We start from the raw sequence: 15,783 nt of genomic DNA, 5'->3' as shown, positions 1-15,783 counted from the left end.
GGCGCTTAGCGGGCAGACACGGCGTATTCCGGCAAGTCGCCGGCTTTCAGCCCACGCTTGATCGCGGTCTGCGTGAACAGGCGGTCGTCCAGTGCGACGTTGTACTGCAACTGGTTGAAGCGCAACTGAGAGCGCGTACCGGCGATGAAGTCTTCGGTTTCGCTGAAGGTAATGCTGTCGATCTGGTCGATGGTTTCAGTCTTCAGAGTGCGCATCTGCTTGAACATCACACCTTTTACATCGAAGAAGTCCTGGCGCAGCACCAGTGAGTTTTTCTTGTCAACCCAGACCTTGAGCTTGTTGTAGCCGGTCTTGGCCAGCACGGCAGGCGTCGCCGGCTCACGCTCGATCACGTAGCAATCGCGGCCCTGCAACTGCTCTTCGCCAACCAGCGTTTGGCGATAGTCTTCGGCGCGAATCTTGTCGAGGTCGGCATAGGAGTAGTCGCTACCCATGAACGCCCCGCGTTTGTCGGTGGTGGAAATCCTTCGGGTCTGTCGGCTGACCGGCAAATACATCCATTGGCTGTCTTCGAGGCCCAGGGCCTCGCGCGGGTTTTCGATGTGGAAGGCGACGTCACGCACATCACTCGGCGCGGAGAAATACATGGTGAATTTGTCGCTGTCCGGGTAATCCTTTTGCAGGTAGCTGAACTCGCGGATGCGGCTGTTACCTTGCTTGTCGATCAGGATCAGGGACACCTGGGACATGAAGCTCTTGCCGTCATCGCGGTCCCGGGCCTGGCGAATGATGTCGTCGGCCGTGCGTGTTTCAGCTGCCATGGCGGCAGCGGTGCTCAGCAACAGTGCGCTTACAGTCAGGGTCTTGAAGATGGGCAACATCGCGATTTCCTTTTCATTGTTTGAGTGGTTCGCACACCGGCACCGGTGTGGTCAGAACAGATAACCCGCGGACAAGCGCACCTGATCGCGGTTGGCGTAAGCACCGAACTGGCGGTCGGGCTTGCCGAAGAACACATCGACTTCGAGCCCCAACTTGAGCCAGTCCACCGGTTTGTAGGTGAAGATCCCCTGAACGAAGCTATCGTCCTGCGCTGGCGGCGACATGCCGAAAACCAGACGGGTCTTGAGGCGATCCTGGAACTGCGAGCCCTCGGCAGACACGGTGAACAGGTCGTCGCGTTTGTCCTGGACCATGCCGGGCTGCCAGTCGAGCAGCCGCTGATGTTGCCACTGCGTCGAGATCAGCCAGTCCCGCAACAGGTAATCGACGCCCAGCAGCGACTTGGTCATCGCCGTCTGGTCGCTGCCGTAAGCGCGGTAAGGATTGGTGACGCGCCAATTGTCGAAGTAGGCGACTTCACTGCGTACCACGATGCTGTGGCCGGCATCGATGGCCACACTGGCGCCGCCCATGGAATAGCGCGGGAATTGCCGTTCGAGGCGAATCAGGCCCTCTTCGGTCTGGCCTTCGACGGCGTAAACCGGGTCCTGCTGGCGGGCGTTGAGGGCAACGAAGCTGACATCCACCGTGCCGATCCGGCCGTTGGCACTGGCGCCATAACCGAAGCCACTGTGACCGTCATAGCCGGGCCGCGAATCGACCACAAACATCTGCGGATCGGGTGTGGCAAAAATCGGTGCATCGAACTCGCTGCCGACGGCCGGCGCCTGGTTTTTCACGAAATCAGTGATCACCAGCGCTTCCAGCTCCCACTCGGCGACCGGCTGCACCAGGCGAATCATCGGCACCGCGATGCGGCTGTCTTCCAACAGACCGATCACCCCCTCGCGATAGTCCAGCGGGTTGATCTGATCGAGCACCCGTAATTCATCTGCACGCCCCCACACCACCTGCTGCCAGCCCACCGTCAGCTCGCCGTCACCAACGTAGAGCCCCCAGTAAAGGTGCCGCCAATCGGCGGTCGCCCGGTAATCGTCCCGGGCTTGCGCACTGTAGGGGTTGTTGCCGTCATAACGGAAGTCGTAACGGGCTCGGCCCTTGGCCTTGTAGTAGCCGCTGTCCCAGGCATCCTCCAGGCTGAACTTGAGGTACACGGCCTTTTGCGTGACCTGGTCGTCACCGTGCAGACGCACGGCCGTGGCTACGCCGATCTCCGCTTCATGATGCTCCGGCAACCACTCGGCGATCGCTACCGGCGAGCCGAGGCTGACCAGCGCGGCCAAAAGGCCGCGGTTCAATCCCAGTCGAGCCATGGCTACATTCCCAACCCGGCACCGCCGTCGATCATCAGGCTTTGCGCTGTGACACCACTCGCCTGCGGGCTCGCCAGATAACGGACCATGGCCGCCACTTCGTCGCCCTGAATGAAGCGCCGCAGGGGCAACTTCTTCTTGGCATTGCGCAGGATTTGCTCGTGGGTGATCCCGGCGATCCGCGCCTGAGCCGCCAATTCGCCTTGCAGCATCGGGGTATCGATCCAGGCGGGCAGGATGGCATTGACGGTGATTCGCCGTGGCGCCAGGTCCAGCGCCAAGGCCTTGGTCATGCCGATGATGCCGTGCTTGGAGGCGCAGTAAGCGGTGTTGCGGACCTTGCCTGCTCGGCCGAGGATCGACGACATGTTGACGATCCGCCCACCATCCGCCATCAGTGGCAGGCACAACGAGGTGACGTAAAAAGTGCCGTTGAGGTTGATCGAAATCACCTTGTGCCAGTTGTCCAGGTCTTCGGGCTCGTTCTCGTCGCAGACCCCGGCGCTGTTGACCAGCACATCGACAAAGCCGACCCGGTTGGCCAGGCCCTTGAACAGAAGTTGCAGGCTGGCCAGATCGGCGATGTCCGCTTGATGGGTTTCGATGCGAGCGGCAAATTCGCCCTCGGTGACCCACCGCTGCAAGGTTGCCAGATCCCGATCAAGCAAGATCAAAAGGTGCTCGGCCTGGGCTGCAAAACTTTCCGCGACGGCGCGGCCAATACCATTGGCCGCGCCGGTAATCACAATCGTGCGTGCCTGGCTCATAGCATTTTCAATCCGCCGTTGACGGGCAAGACTTCGCCCGTGACGTACAGGCCGCGCTCGGCCAGATACAGCACCGCGTCGGCAATTTCTTCAGGCCGGGCGAACCGTTTGATCAACAGCCGCGACTGGATTTCCTGCTCATGGGCGCCGACCAGGGCTTCGCTCATGTCGGTGCTGACGATGCCGGGCGCCACCGCGTTGACCCGGATGTTGCGCGGCGCCAACTCCACCGCCAGTGCGCGCGTCAATGCTTCTACACCGCCTTTGGCCGCGGCGTAGTTACTCTGGCCCTTGCCGGGCTTTTGCGCGGCCACCGAACTGAGGTTGACGATGCACCCGCTGCGTTGGCGCATCATGCAGGGCAGCACCTGCTGACAGCACAACAACGTGCCGATCAGGTTGGTCTGGATGACCTCGGTGATGTCGCTCAACGATTGCGCGGCGAGCAAACCGTCACGGGTAATACCGGCGTTGTTGACCAACAAGTCGATACGCTCGAAACGCTGCTCGACCCGTTCAAAAAACGCCTGAATGCTCTGCGCATCCTTGACATCACACTGCACAGCCAGGCACTCCCGGCCGAGCCCTTCGACCTGTGCCTGCAAGGCAGCGGCTGACGCCTCGTCACGGACATAACTGAAGGCAACCTGATAACCCGCGCCGGCCAGGGCCAGCACGACGGACTTGCCAATGCCGCGACTGCCGCCGGTCACGACGGCTATTTTCTGAGTCATGACCGCTCCTTAAAGCGAGTTTTGAGTTTTGAATTGCGCGAGGGTGAAGCCGTGGGTCGCGGCCAGTGCGCGGACCTGCTGAACTTGCTCACGGCTGATATCGCCGTAGGAGCCGTGCTGGCTCATGCCAGACAAGCCCATCAACACCGACTCGGCCATGCACGCATACAGCTGACCTTTTTTCAGGTATGCCCGCACGTTGGGCGCCAGGCCGTCGTCGAACGGCGTCTGGACGATGCCGCCGTGCATGTAGAGCACGTCTTCGCGTTGGCTCGGCATGTCTTGATGAACGTTCAGCGGCACGGCGATATCGCAAATCACGCTGCGCTCGGCGAAATGTTCGGCGCCGAGGAATGGCTGAGGCGCATTGGCCGCGCACAGGACAACCCGTGCGCCCTTGAGGGCGTCGAGATCGTTGGTGACCGTGATGAAGGCGTTCGCGCCAAGGCGCTCATCCACCAGACGGGCGATGTGCAAACCGAGGTCGGCTTTTTGTCCATGTGAGCGCAACAAGTCACAAAAACCATCAAGGCTCAGCAGTCGCTGCGCCAACCGGTCGTGTTCGGCTGTGCCCTTGAGGATCGAACGGGCCGCGTCGGCGTAAATCAGTTGGGCAGTTTTCTCCAGGCGCCGAACCGAGCCGTCACGACCGCTGCCAATCAGAATCAGGTGATCGACGGTGGCGGACAGCACCGAGGCATAGGTCGAGGCAACGTTACCGGCGGCACCAACAACGGCAGCGGTTTGCTCGCGCAGTGCCAGGCCTTGCTGTACACAGCCTTGCTCGATGGCTTCGAGCCCCATGCCGATGGTCAGGGCATTGCCGGACGTCAGCGCCATGTCGGCAATCTTCAGCGCCTGACAATTGTTGGTGACGATCGAGGTGTACATCCCGAGGCCGGCGATGCTGCAGCCATCGGCGCGGGCATCGGTGACACGCCTGCCGACTTCTTCGCGAATGCTGTCCAGGTCACCGCTGAGGATGTACTCGGCCATGGCATCCGAATCCATGCACAGCGGGTACAACGTGAACTCCACCGCCATGCCCAGGCGCGACCGAATGATCACCGGGCCGACTGGCGCAGCGCGGCGTTCAGGCTTGGTGCGGTTGATGAACGTGCGTTTCTGTTCCGGGCTCAGGGCTGCCAGCGAGGGATCGACGTCACCGAGGATATCGGCATCGATCAGGTGGTTGATGAACGCTACCCGGGCGACGACTTCGACCTTGGCATCGATGTTTTCAACGGGCTCGGCCATCCGAAAATCGTCCTGACGGGCTGGCACGGCGGGAATCGAGTCCGCGCAGATACCCGCCGCCAACGGCAACGCATCGCCACGGCGCAGCATGTCACAGACCCGTTGCAAGGCACCGATCAGCCCGTCGATTTCGCTCAGGGTGATACAGGCTGGCGGCTCCAGGCGAATCACGTTGGAGTTGCTGCCCGACGGTGCTACCCGCAACGCTTCGAATTGCAACAGGTAGCCGGCGATCAAGTAACCCAAGGCATCGTTGTACTGGGCCGACGCCTGTACCAGCGAGCTGCTGACACTCAGGTCGTGCAATTCCAAACCCACCAGCAAGCCGCGCCCGCGCACGTCGGCGATCACATCCGGATAGGCCATCTTCAGTTCATTGAGCGAGGCTTTGAGGTAGGCGCCCTTGGTGCGTATGTCTTTGAGCATCGCGTCGTCATTGGCGAACAACCGGCGCAATGCCGACAGCGCGATATGGCAGGACGGATCGTCCTCGGCGAAGGTCGAGCTGTGGATGTAGCTGAACTCGCCTTCGTAGTGGCTGCTGCGGATCACCGTCGCGGCGATTTTCATCAAGCCGCCGCCGAGGGCCTTGGACAGGCAGTAATAGTCGCCTTGCAGGTTGAACTGGCTGCTGGCAAGAAACGTCCCGGCGCGACCAAAACCTGACTGCACTTCATCGATGACCAGCGGGCACTGTTGCTCGTTACACAGCTTGCGCAGCCCCAGGTAGAACTCGGCCGCGAACTCGTTGATACCGCCTTCGCCCTGAATCGGCTCCATCAACACGGCGGTAATCGCGCTGAACGGCAGTTTCAGCACGTTCAGGTGTTCGCCGTCCCATTGCAGGCTCAGCCAATGGTGCGTGTGCCGGGCCGGTAATTCCTGTAACTGATGGGGCTGCTGGGGGTCGATGAACTCGACGTTCAGACCAAAACGGGCAAACGGCGCGCGGTACTGGCGGCCATAGGTCAGTTGCACGGTATTGACCAATTTGCCGTGGAAGCTGCCGCGCAGGGCGATGAATACCGGTTCGATGTGCAACTGCGCCAGGTTGTGTTGGCGAACGGCTTCAACCACCTGACGCAAGGTCACGCTGTTCAGAGTGGCTGGCAGGACACCTGCAGGCAGGTCGAGGTCGGCCACATCCAGCTCGCGGTAGGCGCGTTCGCTGGCGGTCAGGCTGGCCAGGGTGAAATCGATGTCGTCGAATTGCTTTTGCAGGCTCTTCTGGCGACGGAACTCCGCGTGCTTGACGGCAATTTCCACCGCCTCCGCGCCACTGTTGGAGAAAGTCGAAATGTAACGTTCGGTGTTCTTCAGTTCGCGATTGAAGGCGTCGCTGAGCTCTCGCCCCAATTGCCCGGCCGCACCGCGGATCGACATTTGTGCGTTGAACGGCACGTCACTGCGCAGCAGCGCACAGAGCTGATCGACAAACTGTGGGTCGTTGTGGCCGAACAGTGCCGCACCGTAACCGCCGAGAAAGTCGGTGACCGTGACCATGTCGCCCTTGGGGTTGCGGTAGAACAACTGGCTACCGAGGGCGCGCTGAAACTCACACTCCAGGCCCAGTGCCTGGAGCAAGCCGACGAATTTGGGCCGAACGAAATCGCGATAATCCATGACTGTCATATCCCTGAAAGTAAAAAATAGGCGGTAGTCAGCGTCAGTCTTGAGTGACCTTTGCGCTGTAGAGCACTTGATAGGCGGCGCTGAATCCGTTGTCGTCGCGGTTCAGCACCAGGCAATGCTCAAGGCTCGCGGCGTGGGGCGCGCCCTGAATAAACGGCAGGTTTGCCACTGGCTGCTGCAAACCGGCAATCGGCGGCACGCTTTGGGCCTGTAATGCGCAACGCGCAAGCATCAGATCCACCAGGCTCGGCGCTGCGCTGAGAATGCCGTTTATCGCCAACCCGCTGGTGATGTGCGAGGCGCGCGCAAGGGCCAGCGTCTGGCACAACACGCGGTCTTTGTGCGCATCGCCGGTGCCGCTGCACACCAATAGATCGGTTGGGCTGTCGGGCAGGCTCAAGCGACCGAGGGTGGCATGGGCCGTCATGTCGGCGAGGCACACCTGAGGACCGGCCGGCAGGTCTTCGCGACGGCGCAGCACCAATGCTGCCGCGCCCTCCCCGGCAATGCCGCCGGTGCCCCGAAGGTCAAACGGCAGCAGAGTGTTCGAGCCGTTGGCGCTGATGACCCCCGCCTGGACCAACCCGGACAGCGCCAGGGCGTCCAGTTCGCTGCCCGCACCGACAACGATTGCCGCGTCGATTCGGCCATCCTGCAAAGCGGCCGTAGCCTCACGCAAGGCTGCCAGGTTGCCGGCGACACCTTGCATATAGGCGTTGCACTCACCCACCAGTTTCAGCGCCAGGCTGGTGACACCGAGCAAGCAGTTGCTCAAGCCTTTGAGCACCAGAAATGGGTCCTGGGCACGGTCTTGCAGGATCCGTTTGGCGAACGCCGCCATGTCGGCGTCGCCGTCCTGCCGACAGCCGAGCAACAACTCGGCATAGGACTCCAGAGACGGATGGGTGTAGCCGCCCTGACAGCAATACAAGCCAAAACGGACATCCGCCTGCTCATCGGCCAGGCCTGCCTCTTCCAACGCCTGACGTACCGCGCTGACACCCCAGATCACTGCCGGCGTGCAGTAACGCTGAAGGTTTTGCGCAAGGTCTTGTCGGCTGCGTTGGTGGTCCTGATCCTGAATTTGCCCGAACGCCACCACGCGTTCGCTGCTGAACCTTCGGGCGTTCAGCGCCGTAATTGCACTGCGCCCTTCGTTCGCAGCCGCCCAGAAAGATTCGACACCCCAGCCGCTGGGCAACACGCAACCCGCACCGGCAATCGCGACCGCCTGTTTCATCGCGGCGCCTCCCGGTACTTGCCCAGCGCCAGTGAAGTGTTGAGGCCGCCGAAACCGAAGGAGTTGCTCAGGGCAACGTCGACCTTGCGCTTGACCGCTTGATGGGCGCAGTAGTCGAGGTCGCATTGTTCATCGGCATCATGCAGGTTCAGGGTCGGCGTGACCCGATCATCCCGGCAGGCCAGGGCCGTGAGCATGAACTCCGGTGCTCCGGCGGCCGCAATCAGGTGGCCGAACTGGGATTTGTTGGCCGTCACCAGCAACCGCCGATAATGTTCGCGCTCGGCGAACAGGGTCTTGATCGCCAGGGTTTCGGCGGCATCGTTGAGGGGTGTCGACGTACCGTGGGCATTGATCAGATCGACCTGTTGCGGCTCCAGCCCGGCATCTGTCAGGGCCGCCTGCATCGCCAGCACCGCTCCCCGGCCCTGCGGGTCGGGTGCGGTGATTTTGTAGGCATCCAGGCTGCTGCCGAAACCCAGCACTTCGGCGTACGGCGTTGCCCCTCGGGCGAGCGCCCGTTCGAGGGTTTCGAGCACGACAAAACCACCGCCTTCACCCGCAATCAAGCCACTGCGATGGCGGTCGAACGGCCGACACAGTTCGGTGCCCCAACGCTGCTCGCTGCTGGCGGCGCCGAGTAGATACAGCGCGGTCATGGTGTCCAGGCTCAGCACCGAATCGGCGCCCCCGGCAATGGCCAGTTCGACCTCGCCGCGACGGATCATCTGGAATGCATTGCCGATGGCCTGGGACGCTCCCGCGCAGGCGCTGCTGATATTGATCACCGGGCCTTCACTGCCGATGCCATCGGCAATCACCCGCGCCAGGCGGTCGTTGCTCTGACACAGTGAACTGTCAGGATCGACCTGCGCCTGTCGCGCCATCAACTGAGCCCAGGACGGTGCCTGCGCCGGGTTATCCGCCAGGCTGAGCAGCATGTCCTGCAAACGATGAGCAGGTGCGCCGGACGCTGACAATACCGCCGCGCCACGCAACTGTTCGGGGCTCAGGCCACTGTCGGAAATGGCTTGGGTGGCCGCGACCCAACCAAAGCGGGTGCGTTTTTCCAGCGACAATCCCCAGGCCGGATGGTCTTTCAAGTGTGCCGGCATCAAGCCCATATCCACGGGTGCTGCGTAACGCACGGGGAACGCACCCGCCTCGACACCTTCCGGTTGCCATGGCCGAATGCAATGCTCGCCGGCCAACATTCTTTGCCACATGGACTGCCACTCGAAACCGAAGCCGGTGACGGCGCCCATGCCCGTGATCACGATCCGTCTGGGGCTCATGGGTAACTCTCCATTGTCTCTGTGTCCGACGACGTTCTGGCCAGCAGCACCGCGCCCCAATGCCCACCTCGGCTATGTTCGAGCAACAGCGTGTAACGGCTGCAATCCAGTGCCCAGGTCACAGCGATTTCGCTGAGCAAGGCACTGGCGCCCAAGTCACCTACCAACGCCTTGGAGTGTTCGAGGGTGTGCCCCGATAGGGTGAACAACGCGGCAATCTGCGGGTCCTGTGCATCGGCGACGACTTGCCCGACATCGCTGAGGCATAGTTTTTCGTTGCTCAAAGCACGCTCGATGACGTCGCGACCAACCGCCAGCCCACGCTCGGGTTGCGCGCTGTAACCACGGGCAAACCCGGCAATGCGCAACGCAGATTGAGCACCGCGGCCCGGCATGGTCGTCAGCAACAGTGCCGCAGCACCTTCGCCGAAAACCCACGGGCCGGGGTTCACAGGTGGGTGTGTAGCGTCACGCAGGTACAACGCCGGGGTGATGTTCGGGCTGCTACTGACGACGACGGCAGCATCGGCACGGCCTTCGCTCAGATGGGCGGCGGCCTCCATCAAAGCATCCAGTCCTGCATTGCCCTGGGAGCAAAAACCGCCCATGGGGCCCTTGCAATGCAAGGCCTCAGCCGCGTGGGCCATGACGCTGCTGTTGAGCATCATCAGCGCATGCAGCGGCGGTGTGTGGGCAAAGAATTGCGCCAACAGATCCGCCGGTTGTGCGCCAATGGCCTGCACTGCATCCCAGCACGAGCTGGGGCCATCCACTTCCGGAATGGCAGCGGTCAATGCGATCCGCTCATCGGGCAGTTCCAGCTCACGCAAGGCCTCGGCGAGGCGGCCGGCGCAATACAGCAGGCGCGCGCCCTGAGGCTCGAGGCTGCGGGACAATTTGCGGTCATACACACCAGCCGGCAAGGCGGGCGCTGCGACGCAACGGGCCAGGCGTGCCGGGTCGAAATCCAACGGTTGCGCGGCCTGAGGTTGACTGTCACGAGGCGCACATTCAGTACCGGCGGCGTTGAGTACCGACGCTGCAGTGATATAAACAGCAGTTGAATTGGATCTGGTCATGTCATGCCCTGCCCAGCACCAACGAACTGTTCACGCCACCAAACCCGAAGGAGTTTGAGAGCACGACATTGATCGGTTGCTGCAACGGTTCGCAAAGGAATTTCAACTCCGGAAATTCAGATTTTTCCGGCTGAAAATTGAGGGTCGGCAAAGCCACGCCCAACTGAATGCTCATCAACGACAGCACCGCCTCAATGGCACCACTGCCGGCCAACGAATGCCCTACGGCAGATTTGTTGGCGGTGAACGTCATCTGCTCCAGGGTTTCGCCGAACACCTGCGCCATGCCCAGGGCCTCGCAACGGTCATTGGCTTGTGTCGACGTACCGTGAACATTCACATGGTCCACAGCCGCACTGGGCAGTTCGGCATCGGCCAGGGCCGCGGTCATGCAGGCGGCGTACTTGCTGCCATCGCGGCTGCTGGAGGTGATTTTCTCTGCCTCGCACAGATTCGCGTAACCCAGCACCCGGCCCAGCGAGCGGGCCTGACGACGCTCGGCATGCTCGCGGGATTCCAGCACCAACAGCGCCGCCCCTTCACTCAGCACAAAACCGCAGCGGTCTGGCATGAACGGCCGGCTCTGTTCTTGTGGGGAAAAGTCCACTCGCTGGCAGAGTGCGCCCAGCCCATCAAAGCTGTAGTAGGACAATTCATGGGCCATCAACTCCACCGCGCCACACAACGCCAGGTCGATCTCGCCACGGGCGATCGCTCGATAGGCGCTGCCGATGGCCATGGTGCCAGCGGCACAGGCATCGGAATGTGTGGAGATATGGTCACGTACACCCAGCCATTCGGCGAGATGGCGGGTTTGCTGATCAACCCGCCGGGCGAACGCCCCACCGCTGAGGGTGTGGTTATCCAGGTACTGGTCAAGATCGACCCGCCCCTGATCGTCCATGTAACGGCTGGCGTCCCGCAAATCACCGCTCATGCAGTATTTATTGGCCCCGACGAAAATACCGCTGGCGACCCGGGCAAATGCGCCGTCGGCCAACCCGGCATGGGCCAACGCCTGACGGGCCACGTAATGCGCCAGCCATTCCTGGCGGGAGGTGGTCTGCAGATCGCCCGGAAAGGCCGCAGCGATCACCTGCCATTGTTGCTCATCGATAAACCCGGCCGCCGGGTTCGCAAAGCCCAGGTCGACAAACGCCGGGTGCTGGCGAATGCAGGAACGGTTTTCGCTGATCGTCGTGAACAGCGAGGCTGCATCCAGTGCCGTGGGAGCCACCAGGCCATAGCCGGTGACCAGAACCTCTCGGGCCTGCATCAAGGCAACCCCTACACCGAAGCCTTCAACTGGGTGGCTGCGTACTGCTCAACCAACAGACGCGAGATCGAGTCACCGTCCAGAGGGGTCAGACGAGCACTGCAACCGCCACACACCACTTGTTTGCGTTCATTGAGTTGGGCATGCACCGCGCCACACTCAGGGCAGGTCTCGGGGAGGTAGTTGAAAACGTTATGGCATTGCTGCGCCCAGTTACGCACGGTGGTGGCCGAGAAGACATCGCCCGGCTGCATGCCCGCGTGCAACTGGCCCGGCGCATAAGCGCTGAGGCTCTGCTCCAGCAAGGCCACGCCGTCCTGCGTGATTCGGCCTTTTTCGACAAACCGGGTGGCGTCGCCGAACACCGCTACCGCGTGATCCAGCACGCTGGTTTTCGGCAAGGTGCAACCGTACTGACGGCCCAGCTGGAAGCTCAGGTCGACGATGTCCAGCGAGTCGGCGCCGAGGTCGTCAACGATACTGCTGTGCTCTGCCACGTCGGCCCGGTCCAACACCAGCAACTGCGCAAGAATCTCCTGTGTACTGCTGATAACGCTGTCCAATTCCAAGGGATTGTTCATTGATTGTTTCCCTACAAAAGCCGCATTGAATGAATAAATTCATCGGGCCAAAAAATGCTGTTTTCAGGCCAGATATATCGAGGGCCGGGAGTCTAAAGTCTCCCCCTAAGGGGAGAGTCAACGCGCCAGCATTGCTTTTTGCGAGAAATCCCGACGCGCCCTGGAACCTTTGATTTATGCAGCTCAATTGTGCTTGCAGAGGGATCGTAAAATGACAAAATCGATTGCTTGAAACAGCACGATAGTTCCAGAAGTGGGATATAACCGTGCCCGCTGGCAAGCACCAGCCATTTCCCGATTTAGGGAAACAAGTCTAATGGCCGGGCAGGAACAAGCCCACTGTTCACCCATTAACAGTACCGCCCCACTTCTCAGCCCCCCGTATATTTCATCTGGCCACTGCCTGACGAGGTCAAGTCCAGACAGCGTTACAAGCCACTATATAACCTAATCAGATATAAATATTTATTATTATTCTTTTTAGAAATAGCGAAATATCTCTATAAGAGAGCTTTCCGGGACGCATCCAGCGCCTCGATCCCGCTTCAGGTGTCGACATGCCTATTCCCACACCCGTCAACCCTCGACCCGCTGCTGCTGCCGCCACTGTTGCCAGAGCAACAGGCGACCATCTGTTCGTCCGGCAACAGCAATTCAACAAACCTTCCGCCAGGGCAACAGGCCTGTTTGTGTCATCAGGCCTGTGGCCCAGTTTTTACGTGGGTTCTGCTCTTGGTACAGGGCTTGCTCAAGGGCTTGTGTCCACACCAACAGCCCTACAGGAACTTACCGGATGAGCACCCCACTGAAAGTCGTTGCCGTCTCTGGCGGCACCGCCCGCCCCTCGCGCACCCTGGCCTTGACCGAAGCCATCGTCAGTGAGATAGGCCAGCATCTGAACATCGATACGCACCTGATCGAGTTGGGCAACATTGCCCGCCCGCTAGGCAGCGCGTTGTGGCGCAAGGAGTTGCCGGAAACCGTCGAACACGAGCTGCAACAGATCGAATCCGCCGACCTGTTGATCGTCGCCACGCCGGTCTATCGCGGCACCTACCCGGGGCTGTTCAAGCACCTGTTCGACCTGATCGGCCAGGACGCACTGATAGACACCCCAGTGCTGCTCGCCGCCACCGGTGGCAGCGAACGCCATGCTCTGGTGCTCGATCACCAGTTGCGCCCGCTGCTGAGCTTCTTCCAGTCGCTGACCCTGCCCATCGGCGTCTACGCCAGCGAAGCCGATTTCGCCGACTACCGCATCGTCAGCCCGGCGTTACAGGCACGTGTCGAGCTGGCGGCCGAGCGCGCCGCTGGCGTGTTCAGCAATCGGGCGCATGCCCTGCGCAAAATTGCCTGAGGAGCGCGGACGCATGAGAACCCATCAGCAACACACCGTGCTCAGCCCTCTGCAGTCCGCCCGCCGGCTGGCAGCAGAGTTCGCCGAGACTGCCGTCGAGCGCGACGAGGCCGGTGGCACGCCCAAGCAACAGCGCGATGCCATCCGTCAGAGCGGTCTGCTGGCCCTGAGTATCCCGACTGAGTTCGGCGGCCTCGGTGCCAGCTGGAGCGAAACCTTCGGCGTGGTACGCGAGTTCGCCAAGGTCGACAGCTCCATCGCCCACGTCTTCGGCTTCCAGCACCTGATGCTGGCGACCGTACGCCTGTTTTCCCGACCGGATCAGTGGCAACCCTGGTTCGAGCAGACCGCGCGCAAGAACTGGTTCTGGGGCAATGCCCTCAACCCGCTGGACACCCGTACCGTGCTCAAGCGCTACGATGGCTGGTTCGAGTTCTCCGGTAAGAAGAGCTTCTGCTCCGGTGCCAGCGATTCAGAAATGCTGATCGCGTCGGCGATCGACGAGGGTGTCGGGGGCAAGCTGCTGATTGCCGCGATTCCCAGCGCACGCACCGGCATCACCCTGCACAGCGACTGGAACAACATGGGCCAACGCCAGACCGACAGCGGCAGCGCCACCTTCGAACGCGTACGCGTGGAGGCGAACGAACTGCTGCTCGATCCTGGCCAGCTGAGTACGCCGTTCGCGTGCCTGCGCCCGCTGATCGCCCAACTGCATTTTGCCTACATCTTCCTTGGCATCACCGAAGGCGCCCTGGAAGACGCACGCCAGTATACCCTCAAGGAGGGGCGCCCGTGGTTCCGCTCCAAAGCCCAGCACGTCAGCGAAGACCCTTACATCCTGCGCCATTACGGCGAATTCTGGGTCGGTTTGGAAGGCGTGCGCCTGCTGGTGGAGCGTGCTGCCGAGCAGCTCGATGCCGCCTGGCACAAAGAACACGCCCTGGGTGCCGAAGAGCGCGCACAACTGGCGCTGGCCATAGCCACCGCCAAGGTAGCGGCGGTGCGCACCGGCCTGGACATCTGCAACCGGCTGTTCGAAGTGATCGGCGCGCGCGCCACCCACGCCTCGCTCCGCTTCGACCGTTACTGGCGCAATCTGCGCACCCAGAGCCTGCACGACCCACTGGACTACAAGCTCCATGAGCTGGGTGAGTGGGCGCTGAACCAGACGCGACCTACGCCCACCTTCTATTCATAGGGATTCCCATGCAACTGCTGACTCTCCCCCCTTCGCCGACACTGGCTACCTCGATCCGGGCGACCGCACAGGTCTTCGAAGACCCTAGATCGCAGGCGCTGCTCGCCCACTTGCAACAGGTCGCCCCCAGCGAGGCCAGCGTCCTGATCATCGGTGAGACCGGCACAGGCAAGGAGTTGGTTGCACGCCATATCCACAACCTCAGTGGCCGGCGCAACGGCCCCTTCGTCGCGGTCAACTGCGGAGCCTTCTCCGAATCGCTGGTGGAGGCAGAACTGTTCGGCCACGAGAAAGGCGCCTTCACCGGCGCCCTGGCGGCCAAGGCCGGCTGGTTCGAGGAGGCCAATGGCGGCACGCTGTTCCTCGACGAAATAGGCGACCTGCCCATGGCCATCCAAGTCAAGCTGCTGCGCGTGTTGCAGGAGCGCGAGGTGGTACGCCTGGGCTCGCGCAAGAGCATCCCGATCAACGTGCGCGTGGTCGCCGCCACCAACGTGCAACTGGACAAGGCCATCGGCGCCGGCAACTTCCGCGAGGACCTCTACTACCGACTCAACGTCGTCAGTCTGCAGCTCTACCCGCTGCGCGAACGTCCAGGCGACATCCTGCCGCTGACCCGCCACTTCATCAAAACCTACTGCAACCGCCTGGGTTACGGCGAAGTACGCCTGTCCCCCGAGGCCGAGCGCAAGTTGGTGAGCTACGACTGGCCGGGCAACATCCGCGAGCTGGAGAACGTCATCCACCACACCCTGCTGGTGTGCCGCAACGGCCTGGTGCAGGACGACGACCTGCGCCTGTCGCACCTGCGCATCGAGCGCCAGGAACAGCCACAGGTCTTGCCCGTGGAGAACGCCGACGAGCAATTGCTGCGTGCCTTCCACCGCTTGTTCGAGGAGCAAGCCGGTGGCTTGCACGAGAAGGTCGAGGACAGCCTGCTGCGCGCGGCCTATCGCTTCTGCCACTACAACCAGGTGCACACGGCCAGCCTGCTGGGCCTGAGCCGCAACATCACCCGCGCGCGGCTGATCGCCATCGGTGAGCTGGTGGTCAATCGACGCCGGCCGCAGACGCAGGTCCATCCCGATCGGGCCGTGCAATTGTCAATCTGATAACGAACACGCAAGGCCTGCCCGCACGTGCGCTTCCGGGCGGGAACCTCTGGCCCTTCCAGACGCCCAACCGCA

The 15,783-nt window shown here is 61.8% G+C and carries 13 protein-coding genes; 3 read left to right on the top strand and 10 right to left on the bottom strand.

Features of this window, described 5'->3' with window-relative positions; translation table 11 throughout:
* Positions 1-5: 5 nt before the first annotated feature.
* The 10 genes from AC2T3R_RS11400 to AC2T3R_RS11355 all read right to left on the bottom strand — a co-directional run bounded on the left by AC2T3R_RS11400 (position 6) and on the right by AC2T3R_RS11355 (position 12,038).
* Positions 6-842, bottom strand: coding sequence for an outer membrane lipoprotein-sorting protein (locus AC2T3R_RS11400; protein ID WP_100413528.1), 837 nt, complete (start codon positions 840-842; stop codon positions 6-8).
* Between the two features lie 51 nt (positions 843-893).
* Positions 894-2,177 (bottom strand): DUF1302 family protein, encoded by a 1,284-nt coding sequence (locus AC2T3R_RS11395; RefSeq protein WP_023662733.1) that lies wholly within the window; start codon positions 2,175-2,177, stop codon positions 894-896.
* Between the two features lie 2 nt (positions 2,178-2,179).
* On the bottom strand, positions 2,180-2,944 hold the full coding sequence (locus tag AC2T3R_RS11390; protein ID WP_039612918.1) for an SDR family NAD(P)-dependent oxidoreductase: 765 nt from the start codon (positions 2,942-2,944) through the stop codon (positions 2,180-2,182).
* Positions 2,941-3,678, bottom strand: a complete 738-nt coding sequence (locus tag AC2T3R_RS11385; RefSeq protein ID WP_024086890.1) for an SDR family NAD(P)-dependent oxidoreductase — start codon at positions 3,676-3,678, stop codon at positions 2,941-2,943. The genes AC2T3R_RS11390 and AC2T3R_RS11385 overlap by 4 nt, the downstream gene beginning before the upstream one ends.
* Positions 3,679-3,687: 9 nt before the next feature.
* Positions 3,688-6,558, bottom strand: coding sequence for an aminotransferase class III-fold pyridoxal phosphate-dependent enzyme (locus AC2T3R_RS11380; RefSeq protein ID WP_031325564.1), 2,871 nt, complete (start codon positions 6,556-6,558; stop codon positions 3,688-3,690).
* Between the two features lie 43 nt (positions 6,559-6,601).
* Complete coding sequence (locus tag AC2T3R_RS11375) at positions 6,602-7,807, bottom strand: beta-ketoacyl synthase N-terminal-like domain-containing protein (RefSeq protein WP_486745120.1); 1,206 nt, start codon at positions 7,805-7,807, stop codon at positions 6,602-6,604.
* On the bottom strand, positions 7,804-9,102 hold the full coding sequence (locus tag AC2T3R_RS11370) for a beta-ketoacyl-[acyl-carrier-protein] synthase family protein (RefSeq protein WP_061302390.1): 1,299 nt from the start codon (positions 9,100-9,102) through the stop codon (positions 7,804-7,806). Before AC2T3R_RS11370 ends, AC2T3R_RS11375 begins: the two co-directional genes overlap by 4 nt.
* Positions 9,099-10,025 carry a beta-ketoacyl synthase gene (locus tag AC2T3R_RS11365; protein WP_410952629.1) on the bottom strand — a complete coding sequence of 309 codons (927 nt, stop codon included), beginning with the start codon at positions 10,023-10,025 and terminating at the stop codon, positions 9,099-9,101. Before AC2T3R_RS11365 ends, AC2T3R_RS11370 begins: the two co-directional genes overlap by 4 nt.
* 157 nt (positions 10,026-10,182) lie before the next feature.
* Positions 10,183-11,457, bottom strand: coding sequence for a beta-ketoacyl-[acyl-carrier-protein] synthase family protein (locus AC2T3R_RS11360; RefSeq protein WP_486745119.1), 1,275 nt, complete (start codon positions 11,455-11,457; stop codon positions 10,183-10,185).
* 11 nt (positions 11,458-11,468) lie between these two features.
* On the bottom strand, positions 11,469-12,038 hold the full coding sequence (locus tag AC2T3R_RS11355) for an acyl carrier protein (RefSeq protein ID WP_137137435.1): 570 nt from the start codon (positions 12,036-12,038) through the stop codon (positions 11,469-11,471).
* 793 nt (positions 12,039-12,831) lie between these two features.
* Here AC2T3R_RS11355 and msuE point away from each other — a divergent pair.
* From msuE to AC2T3R_RS11340, 3 genes are read left to right on the top strand one after another with little or no spacing between them, the layout of a single operon-like run.
* A complete protein-coding gene (msuE, locus tag AC2T3R_RS11350) occupies positions 12,832-13,395 on the top strand; it encodes an FMN reductase (RefSeq protein WP_061552154.1) in 564 nt (187 codons plus the stop codon).
* 13 nt (positions 13,396-13,408) lie between these two features.
* The gene (locus tag AC2T3R_RS11345; RefSeq protein WP_486745118.1) at positions 13,409-14,596 is read left to right on the top strand and encodes an acyl-CoA dehydrogenase family protein; all 1,188 of its coding nucleotides are present in this window, start codon (positions 13,409-13,411) and stop codon (positions 14,594-14,596) included.
* An 8-nt stretch (positions 14,597-14,604) separates the two neighbouring features.
* A complete protein-coding gene (locus AC2T3R_RS11340; protein WP_061552152.1) occupies positions 14,605-15,708 on the top strand; it encodes a sigma-54 interaction domain-containing protein in 1,104 nt (367 codons plus the stop codon).
* Positions 15,709-15,783: the final 75 nt, after the last annotated feature.

It is taken from the genome of Pseudomonas sp. PVC-5-1 (assembly GCF_057444345.1).
This window is presented reverse-complemented; position numbering and strand designations above follow the sequence as displayed.

Excerpts from the sequence above, each read along its gene's own strand:
- AC2T3R_RS11390 (WP_039612918.1), bottom strand. The coding sequence starts at position 2,944 with ATGAGCCAGGCACGCACGATTGTGATTACCGGCGCGGCCAATGGTATT.
- AC2T3R_RS11345 (WP_486745118.1), top strand. The coding sequence starts at position 13,409 with ATGAGAACCCATCAGCAACACACCGTGCTCAGCCCTCTGCAGTCCGCC.
- AC2T3R_RS11395 (WP_023662733.1), bottom strand. The coding sequence starts at position 2,177 with ATGGCTCGACTGGGATTGAACCGCGGCCTTTTGGCCGCGCTGGTCAGC.
- AC2T3R_RS11355 (WP_137137435.1), bottom strand. The coding sequence starts at position 12,038 with ATGAACAATCCCTTGGAATTGGACAGCGTTATCAGCAGTACACAGGAG.
- msuE (WP_061552154.1), top strand. The coding sequence starts at position 12,832 with ATGAGCACCCCACTGAAAGTCGTTGCCGTCTCTGGCGGCACCGCCCGC.
- AC2T3R_RS11360 (WP_486745119.1), bottom strand. The coding sequence starts at position 11,457 with ATGCAGGCCCGAGAGGTTCTGGTCACCGGCTATGGCCTGGTGGCTCCC.
- AC2T3R_RS11385 (WP_024086890.1), bottom strand. The coding sequence starts at position 3,678 with ATGACTCAGAAAATAGCCGTCGTGACCGGCGGCAGTCGCGGCATTGGC.
- AC2T3R_RS11380 (WP_031325564.1), bottom strand. The coding sequence starts at position 6,558 with ATGGATTATCGCGATTTCGTTCGGCCCAAATTCGTCGGCTTGCTCCAG.
- AC2T3R_RS11400 (WP_100413528.1), bottom strand. The coding sequence starts at position 842 with ATGTTGCCCATCTTCAAGACCCTGACTGTAAGCGCACTGTTGCTGAGC.
- AC2T3R_RS11340 (WP_061552152.1), top strand. The coding sequence starts at position 14,605 with ATGCAACTGCTGACTCTCCCCCCTTCGCCGACACTGGCTACCTCGATC.
- AC2T3R_RS11375 (WP_486745120.1), bottom strand. The coding sequence starts at position 7,807 with ATGAAACAGGCGGTCGCGATTGCCGGTGCGGGTTGCGTGTTGCCCAGC.
- AC2T3R_RS11370 (WP_061302390.1), bottom strand. The coding sequence starts at position 9,102 with ATGAGCCCCAGACGGATCGTGATCACGGGCATGGGCGCCGTCACCGGC.